Consider the following 19183-nt stretch of genomic DNA (forward strand, 5'->3'; position numbering starts at 1 on the left):
GATGGCGCTGCTCATCACCGACAAGTGCATCAACTGTGACATGTGCGATCCCGAGTGTCCGAACCAGGCCATCAGCCTGGGGGACAAGATCTACGAGATAGATCCCAGTCGCTGCACCGAGTGCGTCGGCCACTATGAGAAGCCCACCTGCATCAGCGTCTGCCCCATCGATTGCATCATCTGGGATCCCGCCCACGTGGAGACCGAAGAGCAGCTGATGGAGAAGTTTGTGAAGCTGCATCGCAGCTGACTTGCCAGAGATGGTCAAACAATGAGGCCGGGCTTATGCCCGGCTCATTGCTATCCGCAGCCAAGCTGGTCTGCCTCGCGGCAACCCCAGCCAATACGGCATCGCCATGCCGACGTGAACGGAGCGACCAGGGCCTCGACTCGAAACAGGGTGCCAGCGAATACAGGGGCCGGATAAGGTTAGCGTTTACTTACTCCTGTCATCAACCAGGGCGCGCAAGGCTCCCGCTGGGCCTCCTGCAGTTTGGCCTGCGCCTCATCAAGCTTGGCCTGCTTCTTGGCAATATTCTCCGGTTTGCCCTCCACCCGGGCACTCTGCAACTCGCAGGCGTTCATCCACCTCGCCGGGTTTTTGTTAACCCGCTCTTTCTGCTCTCTTTGAGCAAAGACCGCCATCGTCACAATAAGCCTCAACATTATTGAGTGCCTGCTGCAAACCAGCGACTTGGCTGTGTCATGGGCCCGGCAATCTGCCCGGCAGGGCGTCACGCTTGGCAGCGCAACCCACCGCAGGAGCCGCCATCACAGGCAAACAATGCCAGCACGGCTATGCTCTTGTTCATTTTCAACCTCTCGTTCACCGTTGTTCCGTGAATGATGCTCATCCAACTTCAAGCACACTGCTCATTCACCACCGTGGCCAAGGTCACCTCGCAGGTCAACGAAAGTGGTGCGACATGGTTTGCGCAACTCATGGGGGCCATTGCCTAAAGGCTTTGTCTCAGGAGACCCGCCAACAGATACTGATCAGCAGCAAGTCCCTGTTCAATGCCTTGCGCCTCGGCTTGGCACTGCAGGAAGAGCAGGGCGGGGATCGCACTTTGTTAATGAAATTTACTTTCATGCAGGACACTCTATGACCTTGATTGAACATCTTACCCTTGTCGAAGAAACTCGCTCTGACATCAATCGTAAACATGACCTTGTTGATGTCATGATCAGCGCCATCATGAGTGGTGCCGAGGGCATAAAACCTATGGCAATTTAAAGGCCGATTGGCTGCGCCAGTATCGCCCCTTCGTCAATGGCATCCCGCGTCGTCACACCATTGCCCGCATTCTGCGCTGCATTGTCATCGATTCCCTGCTTGAAAGCAAGGTGCGATCAGAATTGCCTTTGTGCAACATCGGGGAAATGCAATCGTCACGGCCTACGATTGGTTCTCAAAGAGACTGGACATTCTTGAACTCAAAGGTGCTTGTCACGCTCGATGCCCTGCATTGTCGAGAGAGAAACACTCGAGAAAATCAGGAAGGCTCATGTGGTGGTACATGAATCAAGTACCAAGATTGTCATCCAGGCACATCAGAAAGAGAAGCCAACGGCGCCCCCTATGGCAGCGAATCCCTGTTCATCATTGCCGTTGAGCGCCACCGTAGTGCCAACGGGAAAGGAACGGTAGATACCTCCTACTATGTCAGCTCGTTATCCCCCAAGCACAAGTTGCTCGGGCACTATATTCGTCAGAGCAGGGTGGAACGTCAGCATTACATTCTTGATGTGGTGTTCAACGAGGATGCATCAAGGATTGCGATGGAGGATGCGGTCGAGAATATGGCGCTATTCCGATGTTCTGAACATCGTAAAACAGAGTGATTGCGGCGCGCCGAGCCAGAGAAACAAGCTAAAAAAAGCAAGTTGGGATGACAATTATCGGGCACAGTTATTCTTTGGTTAAAAATTCAGCAAAGTGTGCTCCCGCCCTGGCAGGAAGAGGGGGCCAGCAGGTTGTTTCTCTTATCCGATGGCCATTGCCACGTTATCACCTGCGCCAGATGCTGGACATCTTGCTGGTACAGGGGGCGGAGGTGCGCCTGTGCCAGAGCTGCTGCGATGCCCGTGGCATTGGTGCCCTGCCTCTGATCGAAGGGATCCGCATCGACCACCTGCCGACCCTGGCTCAATGGACACTCGCTGCCGACAAGGTGCTGACCTTCTAGATCGCGTCATCACTTACCCCAGATGCCTCCTTGGTATTGCCCGTCCAAAAAACAATTCAACAATGACTAATCCATAATTATTTCGCTATGTGGCGTACATAAAGGCGTCACCATTCGCCAAGCAGAATGACTTCCTGGCCCTCGGTATCCGTCATTGATGCCAGGGCTGACCGTTTGGCTATTTCGGGATGAATAAGCAAAACAGCACTCCCTGCACGTCGATGTTCCGGAACACTTATGTCATTGATGAACATGAATATCGGTAAGAAACTGAGCGTCGCCCTGATGATGGTCGCCGTATCAACAGCCGCTCCCTGGAGCTGACCCGCCATCATTGCATCAATCGCGTCAATAACATGGGCCAGACGGTAGCCAACTTGCGTCGCTTCGAACTAAGCTACCTGCTGGTCGATGAGAAGGTCGGCACCAGCTCACGGGACCGATGCTGTTCGGCCCACGCCGCTATGGACCCTGGCAGGCTGCACTGCACGATGCCGTCATGGCACAACTGGCGCGAGGGGAACACGCCGCTGGTACGGAGCAGTTCCTGGCAGGCGCCCCAACCTATGTCGCGCTCCATGAAGGAACCAATACTATGCCAAGCTCGGACGCGAGGAGTCCCAAAGCGCCTATGAGAGCGCCCGCACCAGCATCTTCATCACCCTCACCATCGGCATACTGCTGGTCATCGCCTTTGCCACTCTGCTGACCCGGCTACTATCGTGTTGCTGGCCAAGCAGACCAAGCTGATTGCCGGTGGGTATCTGGGCCGCCGGACTCGATGCGGCAAACTCAACCGGGCACTTGGCGAGCTGGCCCTGTCCGACCATGTGCCTCGGTGGATGAAGTGAGCGCCATCATAAAGCATGCGCCAGCATCAGAATCGCCAGGCAGAGCAGAGCCATGAGGGCATAGAGCCAGCTGCCCCCCCAGTTGGCCAGGATCCAGCCTCCCAGCAGGGCACCGATGGCGATCCCGAGCCCGGACATGGAGGCCGCCCCGAAGTAGCTGCCCTTGAGGTGCTCCGGCGCCATCTGATCGACCAGCACGTTGAGCAAGGGGAACAGGATGCACTCGCCGACGCTCAGCAGGATCACCGCCACTATCCAGTGCCACCAGATGGCGGTATCCCCGAGCGCGAACTGCAGCTGGGCGCTGAGGAAGAAGGCGACCCCGAGCTGCAGTCGGCGCTTGATAGACCAGTTGGCGGTCAGGTGCAGCAGCGGGAACTGCAGGATCACTATGGTCAACGCATTGGTGCTCACCAGCCAGCCGATGAGCCGCTCCACCTCAGGGGTCCCCGCCCGGGTCAGGTACTGGATGAGCGGTGACTCGAACTGGGCATAGACCAGCATCAGCAGCAAGTTGGCCATCGTCAGCAGCAGGAAGCCCCTGTCTTGCCAGAGCACCCGCAGCACGGCGCGCATGCCGGGGCCGGCGGCATGGCTTGGCTGACAGGCGGCCAGCCGAAAGCCGACGAAGAAGATGAAGCCCAGCAGCAGATAGCTGACACTGAGCAGCAGGAAGGTCTCCTGGCGGGCGCTCAGGCCGTAGCTGACCCCGAGCAGGGGGCCTATGGCTGCCCCCAGGTTGAGCAGAAAATAGCGCAGGTGCAGCGCCAACTCGCGGGCTTTGGGCTCGGCCAGGCTATCGGCCATCAGCGCCTTGCCCGGCGAATCGATGAGCCCGTAGGAGAGCCCGCTGCCGATCACCCCCATCGCCAGCCAGATCACCTGATGGGAGAGGCCGAGCAGGGCGACGCTCAGGGCGGACACCAGGCAGCCAAACAGCAGTATGTTGCGCCTCCCCCACTTGTCCGACAGCCAGCCGCCGTAGAAGCTGACCAGGGTGGAGAGGGCCGCCGTGGCCCCCAGGATGAGGCCGATCAGGGTCGCCGAAAGCCCATAGTCGCGGTAGAGCAGGATGGAGAGAAAGGGCCAGACCATGAAGAAGGTGGTGCGCACCATGAAGGTGCCCAGGATGACGATCCAGACCAGCGGGGGAAACTGCCTGAGATAGGCCCATGACATGCTGCACTTCCTTTTGACAACGTGACGGCGAGTCGTCCCTTATAGCAACTGGCGCCAAAAGGAACAAGGCATCTTCTCCCTGGTCCCCTCAGGCAGACAGGCACAAAAAAGCCGACCCTGAGGTCGGCTTTTCACAGAGCGGATGCCTTATTCGGCAGCCGGCTCTTCGGCAACGGCCACGTCGGCAACCGGGGCGGCGGCTTCGGTCGGTGCATTCGCTTCCTTGATGGAGAGACGCACACGGCCTTGACGGTCCACTTCCAGTACCTTCACCTTCACAACGTCACCGATCTTCAGGAAGTCGGCCACGTTCTGCACGCGGGCATCGGTGATCTGGGAGATGTGTACCAGACCGTCTTTACCCGGCAGGATATTGACGAAGGCGCCGAAATCGGCCAGACGCACAACCTTGCCTTCATAGATGCGGTTCACTTCGATCTCGGCGGTGATGGCCTCGATGCGACGGATGGCTTCCATGGCGGCTTCGTTGGCAACGGCGGAGATGCGGACTGTACCGTCATCATCCAGCTCGATGTTGGTGCCTGTCTCTTCGGTCAGGGCACGGATCACGGAACCGCCCTTGCCGATGACATCCTTGATCTTCTCAGGATTGATCTTGATGGTGTGGATGCGCGGGGCGAAATCGGAGATCTCGGCACGCGGCGCCTGGATGGCTTCGTCCATCACTTTCAGGATGTGCAGGCGAGCACCACGGGCTTGCTTGAGGGCAATCTCCATGATCTCTTTGGTGATGCCTTCGATCTTGATGTCCATCTGCAGCGCGGTGATACCTTGAGTAGTACCGGCCACCTTGAAGTCCATGTCGCCCAGGTGATCTTCATCACCCAGGATGTCGGACAGCACGACGAAACCTTCTTCTTCCTTCACCAGACCCATGGCGATACCGGCAACGGAGGCCTTGATCGGCACACCCGCGTCCATCAGCGCCAGGGAGGAACCACAGACGGAGGCCATGGAGGAGGAACCGTTGGATTCGGTGATTTCAGACACCACGCGTACCACGTACGGGAACTCGGCGGCGCTCGGCATCACGGCAGCAACGCCGCGCTTGGCCAGACGACCATGACCGATTTCACGACGCTTGGGGCTGCCCATCATGCCGGTCTCGCCGACGCAGTACGGCGGGAAGTTGTAGTGCAGCATGAAGCGGTCGGCACGGTGGCCAGCCAGCTCGTCGATGTTCTGGGCGTCACGCTCGGTACCCAGAGTCGCAACCACGATGGCCTGAGTCTCACCACGAGTGAACAGGGCGGAGCCGTGAGCACGGGGCAGGATGCCGGTGCCGACAGACAGGGCGCGGATCATTTCCGGATCGCGACCATCGATGCGCGGCTCGCCACGGACCACACGGCCACGGACGATGCGGCTTTCCAGGCTGTGGAACTCTTCGCCGATCTTCTTGGCATCTTCTTCCACGCCGGAGGCGATGACTTGCTCAACCACACGGGACTTGATGGCACCGATGGCGGCGTAACGCACTGCCTTCTCGGTGATGCGGTAGGCTTCACCCAGTTCGGCGGTGGCCAGCTCGGCAACCTTGGCTTTCAGCGCTTCGTTGACGGCAGGCGGGGTCCAGTCCCACGGCTGGGTACCCACATCGGCGGCGAATTCGTTGATGGCGTTGATCACCACCTGCATCTGCTCGTGGCCATAGACCACGGCGCCCAGCATCACCTCTTCGGAGAGGATGGCCGCTTCGGATTCCACCATCAGCACGGCGTTGGCGGTACCGGCAACCACCAGATCCAGATCGCTCTGGGGCAGTTCGGTGGTGGTCGGGTTCAGCACGTACTGACCGTTCATGTAACCCACGCGGGCAGCAGCAATCGGGCCGCCGAACGGGATACCAGAGATGGCCAGGGCAGCAGAGGCACCGATCATGGCTACGATGTCGGGGGACACGGCCGGGTTCACGGACATGACGGTGGCAACCACCTGAACCTCATTGAGGAAGCCTTCCGGGAACAGCGGACGAATAGGACGGTCGATCAGGCGGGAGATGAGGGTCTCACCTTCGCTCGGACGGCCTTCACGACGGAAGAAACCACCCGGGATACGACCAGCAGCATAGGTACGCTCCTGGTAGTTGACGGTCAGCGGGAAGAAATCACGGCCGTGATCGGCCTCTTTCTTGCCGACGACGGTCACAAATACGCAGGTATCGTCCATGCTGACCATGACGGCCGCAGTGGCTTGACGGGCCATCACACCGGTTTCCAGGGTGACGGTGTGTTGACCGTACTGGAATGACTTTACAATAGGATTCACGTGAATTTCCTTTTTACAATTTGGCGCTTTAAATTCGCGTGCAAGTATACTTGATTCGCATCAAAAGGTAAGCGGTGGCGCGCATTCTGTGAGGCAGGCAACGGTTTGCCGCGCGATAAAAATGATCCATAAAAAAGGGGAACCTCACGGTTCCCCTTTTTCGCAAAATCTGATGGTCGATTAACGACGCAGACCCAGCTTGGCGATCAGAGCAGCGTAACGCTGGACGTCTTTACGCTTCAGGTAGTCCAGCAGCTTACGACGCTGGGAAACCATGCGCAGCAGACCGCGACGACCGTGGTGATCCTTGGAGTGCTCCTTGAAGTGACCTTGCAGATGGTTGATCTGGGCAGTCAGCAGGGCAACCTGCACTTCGGGGGAACCGGTGTCGTTGGCGCAACGAGCGTTGTCAGCAACGATGGAAGCTTTGATCTCAGCATTTAGAGACATGGTATTACTCCAGTAGAGTGTTTAAAGGTTCACAGCCAATCTCTAATTCAGCCGTGAAATGAGGGCGGTATCATAATCGCAGCCGCCCCTTTTCGCAACGATAAAGAGGAGCGAGCTGCACGCACCCTGACCGGTAAGCCAGAGCGATGCCGCCAGAGGATCACTCCTCGTTGTTATCGTCGTGATAACGCACCAGTCGCTTGGGGGCGACCCGCCCTTCGTCGTCGATTTCGCCGACGCCGATGAACTCGCGCTCAGGACCGACCGTCATGCGGACCTGGCCGCTTTGCGGCGCACCTGCCACCTGCACGGCCTGGCCCTGGTTCACATAGGCGGCCACGGCCGTCAGCATGTTCACCTCGGGCAGAGACGCCACTGCGGTATCCATCGGCAGCAACAGGGGATCCAGCTGCTCCCGCGGCGGAATGCTCTCGGCCTTGGCCTGCTCGAAGATGCACTCGAGCTGATCCAGGGTCAGCATCCTGTCATAGGGATAGCTGGCCACCTGGGTGCGACGCAGCTGGGTGACGTGGGCGCCACAGCCCAGCACTTCGCCGAGATCGTCCACCAGGGAGCGGATGTAGGTGCCCTTGCTGCAATGCACCTCGAGGCGCACCTCATCCCCTTCGAAACTCAGCAGTTTGAGCTCGAATACGGTGATGGGGCGGGCTTCCCGCTCGATCTCTATGCCTTCACGGGCGTACTCGTAGAGCGGACGACCGTTGTGCTTGAGGGCGGAGTACATGGACGGCACCTGCATGATGGGGCCGCGGAACTGGTCCAGCGCCTCGATCAGGGTACCCACGGCCACGTTCACCGGACGGATGGAGACCACCTCGCCGTCGGAGTCGCTGGTGTTGGTGCGCTCGCCCAGCTTGGCGGTCACCTCATAGCGCTTGTCCGCCTCCAGCAGATACTGGGAGAACTTGGTGGCCTCACCGAGGCAGATCGGCAACATGCCGGTCGCCAGGGGATCCAGGGCGCCGGTGTGGCCGGCCTTGGCCGCGTTGTAGATCCGTTTGACCCTCTGCAACACATCGTTGGAAGTCAGACCGGTCGGCTTGTCCAGCAGCAGGATACCGTGTACGTCACGGCCCTTGAAACGACGTCTTCGAGACATCTCAGGCTTTGTCCTCAGTAGTATCATCCGGTGCGGCTTCGTCTTCTTCACGACCGGCTTCGGTCATGCGACGCTTGTCTTCACGCACAGTGTTGGTCACCAGGTTGGAGAGGCGCATCCCCTCGACCAGGGTCTGGTCGTAGTAGAAACGCAGCTCAGGCACCACCCGCAGACGCATGGCGCTGCCAAGCAGGCTGCGAATGTAACCGGCCGCCTCGGTCAGGCCCTTGAGCCCTTCCGCGATGCGCTCGGCGTCATTCTCCAGCTGCAGGAAGGTGACGTAAATCTTGGCATAGTTGAGGTCCTTGGAGACTTCCACGTCGGAGACGGTCACCATGCCGATGCGCGGGTCTTTCACCTCGCGCTGCAGGATCAGCGCGATTTCGCGCTGGATCTGCTGCCCGACCCGACGGGTCCGGCTGAATTCTCTGGCCATATTCTATCCTGCGATAAAAGGGGGCCGCAGCCCCCTATTTTGTCTAACTGTCGGCTTACAGAGTCCGTTGAATTTCAATGGTCTCGTAAACTTCGATCTGGTCGCCTTCGCGTACGTCGTTGTAGTTCTTGACCGCGATACCACACTCGTAACCGTTGCGGACCTCGTTGACGTCATCCTTGAAGCGGCGCAGGGATTCCAGCTCGCCTTCATAGATAACCACGTTGTCACGCAGAACGCGAATACGGTTGGAACGCTTGACCACACCTTCGGTAACCATACAGCCGGCAACGGCGCCGAACTTCGGTGACTTGAAGACGCTACGGACTTCAGCCAGACCGATGATCTCCTGACGATACTCAGGAGCCAGCTTGCCGCTCATGGCCTGCTTCACTTCGTCGATCAAATCATAGATGACGGAGTAGTAACGCAGATCCAGGCTCTCGGACTCGATGACCTTGCGCGCAGAAGCGTCGGCACGGACGTTGAAGCCCACCAGGATGGCGCTGGAAGCAGCCGCCAGGGTAGCGTCGGTTTCGGTGATGCCACCGACCCCTGAACCCACGATCTTGACCTTGACTTCGTCGGTAGAGAGCTGAACCAGCGCATCGCAGATAGCTTGCACCGAACCCTGTACGTCGGCTTTGATCACCACGTTCACTTCGGACACTTCGCCCTCGGTCATGTTGGCGAACATGTTTTCCAGCTTGGCCTTCTGCTGGCGAGCCAGCTTGACGTCGCGGAACTTGCCCTGACGATAGAGTGCCACTTCACGGGCCTTCTTCTCGTCACGTACAACGGTGGCTTCGTCACCAGCAGACGGCACCCCGGACAGACCCAGGATTTCCACCGGCAGGGACGGGCCCGCTTCCTTGATCTCGCGACCCAGTTCGTCACGCATGGCACGGATACGACCGTATTCCAGACCGCACAGCACGATGTCGCCCTGGCGCAAGGTACCTTCTTGTACCAGCACGGTAGCAACCGGACCACGACCCTTGTCCAGGAAGGATTCGATCACGACGCCGCTGGCCATGCCATCGACAACCGCTTTCAACTCCAGCACTTCGGACTGGATCAGGATGGCTTCCAGCAGATCGTCGATGCCTTCGCCGGATTTGGCGGAGACGTGCACGAACTGGCTGTCGCCACCCCAGTCTTCGGACATGACGTTGTAACGGGCCAGCTCGGTTTTGACGCGATCCGGATCCGCTTCGGGCTTGTCGATCTTGTTGACCGCAACCACGATGGGCACTTCTGCCGCCTTGGCGTGCTGGATGGCTTCGATGGTCTGCGGCATGACGCCGTCATCGGCAGCAACAACCAGAACGACGATATCGGTCGACTTGGCACCACGGGCACGCATGGAGGTAAACGCAGCGTGACCCGGAGTATCCAAGAAGGTGATCATGCCACTGTCGGTCTCGACGTGGTAGGCACCGATGTGCTGGGTAATACCACCGGCTTCGCCAGCGGCAACCTTGGCTTTACGGATGTAATCCAGCAGCGAGGTCTTGCCGTGGTCGACGTGACCCATGATGGTCACGACTGGCGCGCGTGGCTTGGCTTCGGAGGTCTCGTCACGATCGGACAGTACCGCCTCTTCCAGCTCGTTCTCGCGACGCAGCAATACCTTGTGACCCATCTCCTCGGCGACCAGCTGAGCGGTCTCCTGATCGATCACCTGGTTGATGGTCGCCATGGCGCCCATCTTCATCATCGCCTTGATGACTTCGACACCCTTGACGGCCATCTTGTTGGCCAGCTCGGCCACTGTGATGGTCTCGCCGATGACGACGTCACGGTTCACCACGGCGGCCGGCTTGTTGAAGCCGTGCTTCATGGCGTTGGGCATGGCGACCTTGCCGCGCTTGCCTTTGCGAGCACGAGGGTTGCGGGAGTCACGGTCGTCTTCGCGGCGAGTGGCCTTTTTCGGGGCCTTGACAGCTGCAGCAGCAGTGCGACGACTGGTCTCTTCCTTCCGGTCCAACTCGTCTTCTGCGGCTTGCGCATGCTTGTTGGTGGTCAGATGGTAATCACTGCTCTCTTTGGCGCGAGCAGCTTCTTCTTCAGCCCAGCGAGGGCCGTTCTGTTCCGCCATGACGCGAGCCTCTTCGGCTTTCTTCGCGGCGAGTTCTTCTGCTTTTTGCAAAGCGGTTTGTTCCTGTTGGCGCTTCAGTTCTTCTGCTTCGCGCTTGGCCATCTTTTCTGCCTCTTGCTGAGCTGTGCTAGCGGCTACTTTGGCGGGCTGTGGAGCCTGTCGAGCCTTTGATTGTGCCTCGATCCGCGCCTTTTCCTCAGCTTCACGACGAGCCTGCTCAGCCTCACGGCGAGCCTTCTCTTCAGCATCGAGACGGGCCTTGTTTTCGGCCTCGTGACGAGCTTTTTCTTCTGCTTCCAAACGCGCTTTTTCCTCGGCTTCCGCCTGACGCTGTTCATCTTCCAGCGCCGAACGTTTTACATAGGTGCGAGTCTTGCGCACTTCAACCTGCACTTCCTTGTTCTTGCCGCCAGTCCCTTGAACACTCAAGGTGCTCTTGGTCTTGCGCTGCAAAGTCATGCGGGCTGGTGCGGTGATCTCGTCACCTCCATGCTGTTTTTTCAAGTGAGCCAGCAGAGTCTGTTTCTCAGACTCGCTGACGAGGTCGTCGGCCTTGCTCTTGCTGATACCGGCATCGACAAACTGCTGGAGAAGACGATCAACCGGCGTGTCGATGTCAGTGGCAAGTTGTTTGACTGATACTTCTGCCATTCATTTTCCTCCGTTTGATCTTATTCAGACTGCTCTTCTCCGAACCAACAGATATTGCGAGCAGCCATAATCAGCTCACCGGCTTTCTCAGCGGTCAGCTCTTCAATGTCGGCAAGGTCGTCGATACCTTGCTCTGCCAAATCTTCCAGGGTGCCGACGCCGCGAGCGGCCAGGGCATACGCCATTTCACGGCCAAGGCCGTTGAGATTGAGCAGTTCTTCGGAAGGCTCTACGCCGTCGAAGGATTCTTCTTTGGCCAGGGCCTTGGTGGTCAGGACATCCTTGGCACGCTTGCGCAGCTCTTCCACCATGTCTTCGTCCAGACCGTCGATGGCCAGCAGCTCATTGACGGGTACGAAGGCGATCTCTTCCAGGGTGGAGAAACCTTCTTCCATCAGCAGACCGGCGAAATCGTCGTCGATGTCCAGGGCGCTGGTGAACAGGGTCAGGATGCGATCGTTCTCGGCCTGGTGCTTGGCACGCATGTCCTCGACGGTCATGACGTTCAGCTCCCAGCCGGTCAGCTGGGAGGCCAGACGCACGTTCTGACCGTTGCGACCGATGGCCTGGGCCAGGTTGGCGGCTTCCACGGCGATGTCCATGGTGTGGTTGTCTTCATCAACGATGATGGAGGCCACATCGGCAGGCGCCATGGCATTGATCACGTATTGGGCCGGGTTGTCATCGTACAGCACGATGTCGGCACGCTCACCACTCAGCTCGGCGGAGACGGCCTGAACGCGGGCACCGCGCATGCCGATACAGGCACCGATCGGGTCGATACGACGATCGTTGGTCTTGACCGCGATCTTGGCGCGGGAACCCGGATCACGGGCGGCGCCCATGATTTCGATCATCTCTTCGCCGATTTCCGGCACTTCGATGCGGAACAGCTCTTTCAGGAAGTCCGGGCTGGAGCGGCTGACGAACAGCTGGGAACCACGGGCTTCCGGGCGGACGGCATAGAGCAGGCCACGGATGCGGTCACCGGGACGGAAGGTCTCACGGGGCAGCATGTCGTCGCGGAAGATCACGGCCTCGGCATTGCTGCCCAGATCCAGGATCACGTTGTCGCGGTTGCTCTTCTTGACCACGCCGCTGATGATGGTGCCTTCCTTGTCCTTGAACTGGTCAACGACTTGGGAACGCTCGGCCTCGCGCACTTTCTGCACGATGACCTGCTTGGCGGTCTGGGTGGTGATGCGGTCGAAGGTCACAGAGTCAATCTGGTCTTCAACATAGTCGCCGATCTGGATATCCGGCTGCTCGATCTGAGCGGCTTCGAGGGTGATTTCCCCGTACGGGTTCTCCATGGAAGCCTGATCGGCCACCACGACCCAACGGCGATAGGTGTCGTAGTCACCGGTCTTGCGATCGATCTCGACCCGAACTTCAATCTCGCCTTCGTATTTTTTCTTGGTCGCAGTCGCCAGCGCAGTCTCCAGAGCCTGGAAAATCTTCTCGCGGGGGACAGCCTTCTCGTTGGACACAGCGTCAACGACCAGCAAAATCTCTTTATTCATATCCGATAGCCTCGTTAACCAAAGTTCGGCACTATGTTCGCTTTTTGGATATTGGTGAAAGCCAACACCTCGTCCTTACCATCTACTGTCAAGGTGACCATGTCCCCCTGCACAGCTTTGATTACGCCTTTGAACTTGCGGCGGTTGTTTGTTGCCATCCGAAGCGAAACCGCCGCCTCTTGGCCAACGTATTTTTCGAACTGGGCAACCTTGAACAGCGGACGATCCAGGCCCGGGGAGGAAACCTCGAGGTAATACTCCTCGGTGATGGGATCTTCAACGTCCATGATGGCGCCAACCTGGCGGCTCACCTCGGCACAGTCTTCCACCGTCACGCCTTGCTCTGAGTCGATGAAGACGCGCAAGGTCGAGTGCTTACCCGCACGGATAAACTCGACACCCCAAAGTTCAAAACCCAAGGCAACGACCGGAGCCTCGAGCAGATCGGTCAAACGTTGTTCCAACGTAGCCAAAGTCACCCTCCGAAAAACAAAAAAAGGGCATATAGCCCAGATAGAGATCGATTCAGAGTAAATCGCACATAACAAAAAGCCCCGATGTCAAATCGGGGCTTGGCGCTTTACCCTGATTGTCGCCTCGCAGCGACCGCCTTCCTGAGCGTAGGAAATGCGTGAAATTTGGTTGCGGGGGCCGGATTTGAACCGACGACCTTCGGGTTATGAGCCCGACGAGCTACCATGCTGCTCCACCCCGCGTCCGAAATCGTGCGAGATTATAGCCAGTTCACTCTCTTCATACAAGACTGAGTGACTATAATACACCCGGTTACCCGGGCTCACTGCTTAATTGGTGCCGTGGGCGGGACTCGAACCCGCACACCCTAGAGCACTACCCCCTCAAGATAGCGTGTCTACCAATTCCACCACCACGGCAAAAACTCTTTACTCGGGAACGTCAGTGTCTTTCTTCACTGGCGCTTTGGTCTGCTCAACTTGCTGAGTCTGTTGCAGATTTTCCCATTCGCTACCCTGTTTTACCTTGTTGCTTGACATGGAGCCAAGCACCAGGCTGATCAAAAAGAACAGAGTGGCCAAAATTGCAGTTGTGCGGGTCAGGAAACTGCCTGAACCACCGGAGCCGAATACAGTATTCGATGCCCCTGCGCCGAAGGAGGCGCCCATATCAGCCCCTTTACCTTGCTGAATCATCACCAGACCGATCAGAGCCAGTGACACCAGCAGATAAACGACTAAAAGAATCTCGTACATTTAACTTGCACCCTTTGCCGCTTCAACAATTCCTAAAAACGCATCGCTGTCGAGGCTTGCTCCACCTATCAGTCCGCCATCAATATCGGGCTGGGCAAACAAATCTCTCGCGTTGGTCGGCGTCACGCTCCCACCATAGATGATTCTGATTTTCTCACCTATTACCGGAGTATCCTCCGCCAAGCGACCACGAATAAAGGAATGAACCTCTTGTGCCTGCTCGGGTGTGGCGCATTTACCTGTACCTACAGCCCAAATCGGCTCGTAGGCGATGATAGCATTATCGAAAGCCATCGCGCCATTTTTCTCTATGACGATATCCAGCTCTTCGGCGATCACCTCGAAGGTTCTTCTCGCCTGCCTCGCCGCACCTGACTCCCCCAGACAAAGGATGGGAATCAAACCTGCCGCTCTGACTGCCGCAAACTTCTCTGCGACGATAAAGCTGGTCTCACCAAAGAGACGCCTGCGCTCGGAGTGCCCAACCAGTACGTATCGGCACCCTGCCTCGACCAGCATCTCACACGAGACTTCACCCGTATAAGCGCCTTGTCGGTGCTGGCTCACATTCTGAGCCCCCAACCTTATCGCCTTCTGCTCATCGAGCAGTCGTGCGGTAAAGTCGAGATGCACATGGGAAGGACAGAGAACAACATCTACATCATCACCAACACCCTTCAGGCATTGACTCGTAAACTGCTCTAACTGCGACCTACTACCGTGTAACTTCCAGTTGGCTGCTACAAACGGCTTGCGATGTCCCATCGGCAACTCCCTTGCGAAAGCGGGGCTGATAATATCCAGAGGATGATCAGCTGACAAGTGCTATTTTCAAATTTTCGAATCGTTTGAACAAGATACAACCAGAGCGGTTAAAAAACCGCCCTGGTTGCTCATTAAAACGCCGATTCGACCTGTTGGGCGATGCGTTGTGCCATGTCACGCACCTGTTGCTCATGCTCCCCTTCCACCATCACCCGGATCAGGGGCTCGGTGCCGGATTTGCGCAGCAGGACACGGCCACGGCCACCCAGTTCCTGTTCCACCTTGGCCACTTCCTGCTGCACGGCTTCGGCCGCCAGCGGATCCTTGCCCTCGGCAAAACGTACGTTCACCAGTACCTGGGGGAACTTGCTCATACCGGAGCGCAGCTTGGCCAGCGGCATCTCTGCAGAGCACACCGCCGTCAGCACCTGCAGGGCGGCGACTATGCCATCCCCTGTAGTGGTCTGATCCAGGCAGATGATGTGACCCGAGTTCTCGCCACCGATGCGCCAGCCCTTCTCGTTCATCATCTCGAGCACGTAGCGGTCACCCACCTTGGCACGGGCAAACGGAATACCGAGCGTCTGCAATGCCAGCTCCAGGCCCATGTTGGCCATCAGGGTACCGACCACGCCGCCCTTGAGGCGACCGTTGCGCAGGGCATCGCGGGCGATGATGTAGAGGATCTCGTCCCCGTCGATGATGTAGCCAGTGCTGTCAACCATCACCAGGCGATCGCCGTCGCCGTCGAAGGCGACACCGAGATCGGCCTTGCACTCCAGCACCTTGGCGGCCAGCGCCTCAGGTGCGGTGGAGCCCACCCCATCATTGATGTTGAGGCCATCCGGGCTGCAGCCTATGGCAATCACCTCGGCGCCCAGCTCGCGGAACACTGAGGGTGCTATGTGATATGTGGCGCCATGGCCGCAATCCACCACCATCTTCACCCCTTCCAGGCTCAGATGGGTGGGGAAGGTGCTCTTGCAGAACTCGATGTAACGGCCGGCGGCATCGTCGATGCGCTGGGCCTTGCCAAGTTCGGCGGACTCCACGCACTTGAGCTCGTGATCCAGCTCGGCTTCGATGGCCAGCTCCACCTCATCGGGCAGCTTGGTGCCGTCGGCGGAGAAGAACTTGATGCCGTTGTCGTAATAGGGGTTGTGGGAGGCGCTGATGACGATGCCAGCCTCGGCACGGAAGGTGCGAGTCAGGTAGGCCACCGCCGGCGTCGGCATGGGGCCCATCAATATGGCCTTGAGGCCCGCAGCGGAGAGGCCCGCTTCCAGCGCCGATTCCAGCATGTAGCCGGAGATCCGGGTGTCCTTGCCGATCAGCACCTTCTTGGTGCCCTTCTTGGAGAGCACCTTGCCGGCGGCCCAGCCCAGCTTCATCACGAAATCCGGAGTGATCGGGTATTCACCCACCTTGCCGCGCACACCGTCTGTGCCGAAGTACTTTCTGGTCATTGTCTGTTCTCGTTATTTTATCTGGATACGAAATCTTGTCCCGTCATGGTCATCCAGCCTACGCGCAGCGCGTCCATGGTGGCTCGCACGTCGTGCACCCGAATGATCCTGGCGCCATGTTGCAACCCGATCAGGGCGCAGGCCAGACTGCCGGCCAGCCGCTCATCAACGGGGCGGCCAAGCAGATTGCCTATCATAGACTTTCGCGACATCCCCACCAAGAGCGGCAGACCGTAATCCAGCAACTTCTGCTGCTCGGCCAGCAACTGATAGTTGTGTGCCACCGTCTTGCCAAAGCCATAACCCGGATCCAGCAGCAGGTGCTGGCGCGGGATCCCGGCATCCAGGCAAGCGGCTATCCGCTCGTCGAAGAAGGCCCTCACCTCCCCCAGCAAGTCGTCGTAATGGGGTTCGGACTGCATGGTTCTTGGCTGTCCCTGCATGTGCATCAGGCACACGGGCACGTCAGCCTCTGCCGCGGCAGCCAGAGCATCGGGCTCGAGCAGGGCCCTCACGTCATTGATGAGGTGGGCGCCTGCCGCGCAGCCCGCCCTCATCACGGCAGCCTTGGAAGTATCGAGGGAGATCATCACATCCAGCTCCTGCACCATCCGCTCGACCACGGGGATGACCCTGTCCAGCTCCTCCTGCTCGCTCACGTCGGGGGCGCCAGGGCGGGTCGACTCGCCGCCGATGTCGATGAGGGTGGCCCCCTCCTCCATCATCTGGCGGGCATGGGCCAGGGCCAGTTCAAGCGGCTTGAAGCGGCCGCCATCGGAGAAGGAGTCCGGCGTCACGTTGAGGATCCCCATGACGTGGGGACGATCCAGGGAGAGGCTGCGCCCCTTGCTGATTAGTTGCATCTTTACATCTACCTGTCACAAGAAAATCTGGGTATCGCATAAAGAAAAACCCCGGGCAAGCCCGGGGTCTGGATCATGAAAGCTTATTTGGCCGGCACATCGTTCGCCTTGTCGATGTCATTGCGCGGTGCGCTGTTGTCATCGGCCTGCGCCTTGACCTCGGGCTCGCTGCTCACGCTGGCGCCGCCTTGCGGGGTGTCACCGTGCTCATCGTGCCAGTTGCTGGGAGCACGGACCTCACGACGGGCCATCAGATCGTCGATCTGCTTGGCATCTATGGTCTCGTACTTCATCAAGGCATCCTTCATGGTGTGCAGCACATCCATGTTGTCCTGCAGGATCTGCTTGGCACGAGCATAGTTGCGATCGATGACCTGCTTGACCTCGGCATCGATGACGCGCGCAGTGTCGTCGGACATGTGCTTGGCCTTGGCCATGCTGCGACCAAGGAAGACTTCACCGTCTTCTTCGGCATAGAGCATGGGGCCCAGACGCTCGGACATACCCCACTGGGTCACCATCTTGCGGGCGATGTCGGTGGCACGCTCAATGTCGTTGGAAGCACCGGTCGATACCTTCTCGGCACCGTAGATCAGCTCTTCCGCCAGACGACCGCCGTACAGGCTGGAGATCATGGACTCCAGATGCTGCTTGGAGTGGCTCCAGCGATCCTGCTCCGGCAGGTACATGGTCACCCCAAGGGCACGGCCACGGGGGATGATGGATACCTTGTAGACGGGATCATGATCCGGCACTACACGGCCGATGATGGCATGACCGGCTTCATGATAAGCGGTCATCTCCTTCTCGGAGTCTCTCATCACCATGGAGCGACGCTCCGCACCCATCATGATCTTGTCCTTGGCCTTCTCGAATTCCAGCATGGAGACCACACGACGGCTCTCACGGGCGGAGAACAGGGCGGCTTCGTTGACCAGGTTGGCGAGATCGGCGCCGGAGAAGCCCGGGGTGCCACGTGCAATCACAGCGGCATTGACGTCATCCGCCAACGGAACCTTGCGCATGTGCACCTTCAGGATCTGCTCACGACCGCGGACATCCGGCAGACCGACCACGACCTGACGGTCGAAACGACCCGGACGCAGCAGCGCGGGATCCAGCACGTCTGGACGGTTGGTCGCGGCGATGACGATGACGCCTTCATTGCCTTCAAAACCATCCATCTCGACCAGCATCTGGTTCAGGGTCTGCTCACGCTCATCGTGGCCACCACCCAGACCGGCGCCACGCTGACGACCGACCGCATCGATTTCATCGATGAAGATGATGCAGGGGGAAGACTTCTTGGCCTGCTCGAACATGTCGCGCACCCGGGAGGCACCGACACCCACGAACATCTCGACGAAGTCGGAACCCGAGATGGTGAAGAAGGGCACCTTGGCCTCACCCGCGATGGCCTTAGCCAGCAGGGTCTTACCTGTACCGGGCGGGCCGACCAGCAGCACGCCGGTGGGGATCTTGCCGCCCAGTTTCTGGAACTTGGTCGGATCACGCAGATAGTCGACCAGCTCTTTGACCTCTTCCTTTGCCTCGTCACAACCCGCCACGTCGACGAAGGTGGTCTTGATCTGATCTTCACTCATCAGGCGAGCCTTGCTCTTGCCGAACGACATGGCACCCTTGCCACCGCCGCCCTGCATCTGACGCATGAAGAAGACCCAGACACCGATCAGCAACAGCATCGGGAACCAGGAGATGAAGATGGACGTGATCAGAGACGGCTCTTCCGGCTTCTCACCCATCACCTTCACGTTGTGGTTGAGCATGTCGTTGAGCAGTTGGGGATCCGGCGCAGGGATGATGGTAGTGAAACGTTCACCGGTGCGCTTGACGCCATTAATGACCTTGCCATCCATCCGCACTTCACGGATCTGCTCTTGGGTCACTTCTTTCACGAAGCTGGAATAGTCCAGCTGGCGACTGGTGGTATCGCTGGGGCTGAAGCTATTGAATACCGACATCAGCACGACGGCGATGACCAGCCACAGGATTAGGTTTTTCGCCATGTCACTCAAATCAATGACCTCGCAGACTGACAGTTAACGATGAG

Annotated in this window: 16 protein-coding genes, 2 tRNA genes and 2 pseudogenes; 3 read left to right on the forward strand and 17 right to left on the reverse strand. The window is 58.6% G+C overall.

The genetic code is table 11. The features are described 5' to 3' along the window. Position 1 precedes the first annotated feature (1 nt). The gene (locus ACF2JD_RS04380; RefSeq protein ID WP_440986830.1) at positions 2 to 250 is read left to right on the forward strand and encodes a YfhL family 4Fe-4S dicluster ferredoxin; all 249 of its coding nucleotides are present in this window, start codon (positions 2 to 4) and stop codon (positions 248 to 250) included. A 179-nt stretch (positions 251 to 429) separates the two neighbouring features. On the opposite strand, the gene ACF2JD_RS04385 is transcribed toward ACF2JD_RS04380, so the two are convergent. Beyond that, positions 430 to 666, reverse strand: coding sequence for a DUF1090 family protein (locus tag ACF2JD_RS04385; RefSeq protein ID WP_440986831.1), 237 nt, complete (start codon positions 664 to 666; stop codon positions 430 to 432). A 439-nt stretch (positions 667 to 1105) separates the two neighbouring features. On the opposite strand from ACF2JD_RS04385, the pseudogene ACF2JD_RS04390 reads away from it, so the two are divergent. Both ACF2JD_RS04390 and ACF2JD_RS04395 read left to right on the forward strand, forming a co-directional pair. After that, positions 1106 to 1927, forward strand: a pseudogene (locus tag ACF2JD_RS04390) (transposase family protein). Beyond that, positions 1905 to 2189 (forward strand): annotated as a pseudogene (locus ACF2JD_RS04395) (DsrE family protein); the annotation flags it as partial. The pseudogenes ACF2JD_RS04390 and ACF2JD_RS04395, both read left to right, overlap by 23 nt. Before the next feature lie 629 nt (positions 2190 to 2818). Here the strand turns inward: ACF2JD_RS04395 and ACF2JD_RS04400 are convergent. From ACF2JD_RS04400 to ftsH, 16 genes are all read right to left on the reverse strand, one after another. Further along, a complete protein-coding gene (locus ACF2JD_RS04400) occupies positions 2819 to 3019 on the reverse strand; it encodes a hypothetical protein (protein WP_440986832.1) in 201 nt (66 codons plus the stop codon). 27 nt (positions 3020 to 3046) lie between these two features. After that, the gene (locus ACF2JD_RS04405) at positions 3047 to 4219 is read right to left on the reverse strand and encodes an MFS transporter (RefSeq protein ID WP_440986833.1); all 1173 of its coding nucleotides are present in this window, start codon (positions 4217 to 4219) and stop codon (positions 3047 to 3049) included. Positions 4220 to 4366: 147 nt separating this feature from the next. After that, positions 4367 to 6508 carry a polyribonucleotide nucleotidyltransferase gene (gene pnp, locus ACF2JD_RS04410; protein ID WP_106887611.1) on the reverse strand — a complete coding sequence of 714 codons (2142 nt, stop codon included), beginning with the start codon at positions 6506 to 6508 and terminating at the stop codon, positions 4367 to 4369. A 180-nt stretch (positions 6509 to 6688) separates the two neighbouring features. Continuing rightward, positions 6689 to 6958: a 30S ribosomal protein S15 gene (gene rpsO, locus ACF2JD_RS04415; RefSeq protein WP_005326646.1), complete on the reverse strand. Its 270-nt coding sequence runs from the start codon at positions 6956 to 6958 to the stop codon at positions 6689 to 6691. A 160-nt stretch (positions 6959 to 7118) separates the two neighbouring features. Further along, on the reverse strand, positions 7119 to 8078 hold the full coding sequence (truB, locus tag ACF2JD_RS04420) for a tRNA pseudouridine(55) synthase TruB (RefSeq protein ID WP_111910381.1): 960 nt from the start codon (positions 8076 to 8078) through the stop codon (positions 7119 to 7121). A gap of 1 nt (position 8079) precedes the next feature. Further along, positions 8080 to 8514: a 30S ribosome-binding factor RbfA gene (rbfA, locus tag ACF2JD_RS04425; RefSeq protein WP_005326642.1), complete on the reverse strand. Its 435-nt coding sequence runs from the start codon at positions 8512 to 8514 to the stop codon at positions 8080 to 8082. A gap of 55 nt (positions 8515 to 8569) precedes the next feature. Next, positions 8570 to 11266 carry a translation initiation factor IF-2 gene (gene infB, locus ACF2JD_RS04430; protein ID WP_106887613.1) on the reverse strand — a complete coding sequence of 899 codons (2697 nt, stop codon included), beginning with the start codon at positions 11264 to 11266 and terminating at the stop codon, positions 8570 to 8572. 20 nt (positions 11267 to 11286) lie between these two features. Next, a complete protein-coding gene (nusA, locus tag ACF2JD_RS04435; protein WP_106887614.1) occupies positions 11287 to 12789 on the reverse strand; it encodes a transcription termination factor NusA in 1503 nt (500 codons plus the stop codon). 14 nt (positions 12790 to 12803) lie between these two features. Beyond that, positions 12804 to 13262 carry a ribosome maturation factor RimP gene (gene rimP, locus ACF2JD_RS04440; protein WP_106887615.1) on the reverse strand — a complete coding sequence of 153 codons (459 nt, stop codon included), beginning with the start codon at positions 13260 to 13262 and terminating at the stop codon, positions 12804 to 12806. A 166-nt stretch (positions 13263 to 13428) separates the two neighbouring features. Continuing rightward, a tRNA-Met gene (locus ACF2JD_RS04445) sits at positions 13429 to 13505 on the reverse strand. A gap of 92 nt (positions 13506 to 13597) precedes the next feature. After that, positions 13598 to 13682 (reverse strand) — tRNA-Leu (locus ACF2JD_RS04450). Between the two features lie 9 nt (positions 13683 to 13691). Then, positions 13692 to 14018, reverse strand: a complete 327-nt coding sequence (secG, locus tag ACF2JD_RS04455; RefSeq protein WP_025326063.1) for a preprotein translocase subunit SecG — start codon at positions 14016 to 14018, stop codon at positions 13692 to 13694. Then, positions 14019 to 14783, reverse strand: a complete 765-nt coding sequence (tpiA, locus tag ACF2JD_RS04460) for a triose-phosphate isomerase (protein WP_408849292.1) — start codon at positions 14781 to 14783, stop codon at positions 14019 to 14021. Positions 14784 to 14914: 131 nt separating this feature from the next. Continuing rightward, positions 14915 to 16249 (reverse strand): phosphoglucosamine mutase, encoded by a 1335-nt coding sequence (gene glmM, locus ACF2JD_RS04465; RefSeq protein WP_106887617.1) that lies wholly within the window; start codon positions 16247 to 16249, stop codon positions 14915 to 14917. Between the two features lie 17 nt (positions 16250 to 16266). Continuing rightward, a complete protein-coding gene (gene folP, locus ACF2JD_RS04470; RefSeq protein ID WP_303810140.1) occupies positions 16267 to 17112 on the reverse strand; it encodes a dihydropteroate synthase in 846 nt (281 codons plus the stop codon). An 83-nt stretch (positions 17113 to 17195) separates the two neighbouring features. After that, the gene (gene ftsH, locus ACF2JD_RS04475) at positions 17196 to 19148 is read right to left on the reverse strand and encodes an ATP-dependent zinc metalloprotease FtsH (RefSeq protein WP_111910384.1); all 1953 of its coding nucleotides are present in this window, start codon (positions 19146 to 19148) and stop codon (positions 17196 to 17198) included. Between the last annotated feature and the right edge of the window lie 35 nt (positions 19149 to 19183).

Origin of the sequence: Aeromonas ichthyocola (assembly GCF_046087985.1) — a bacterium.
Lineage (GTDB): Bacteria > Pseudomonadota > Gammaproteobacteria > Enterobacterales > Aeromonadaceae > Aeromonas > Aeromonas rivipollensis.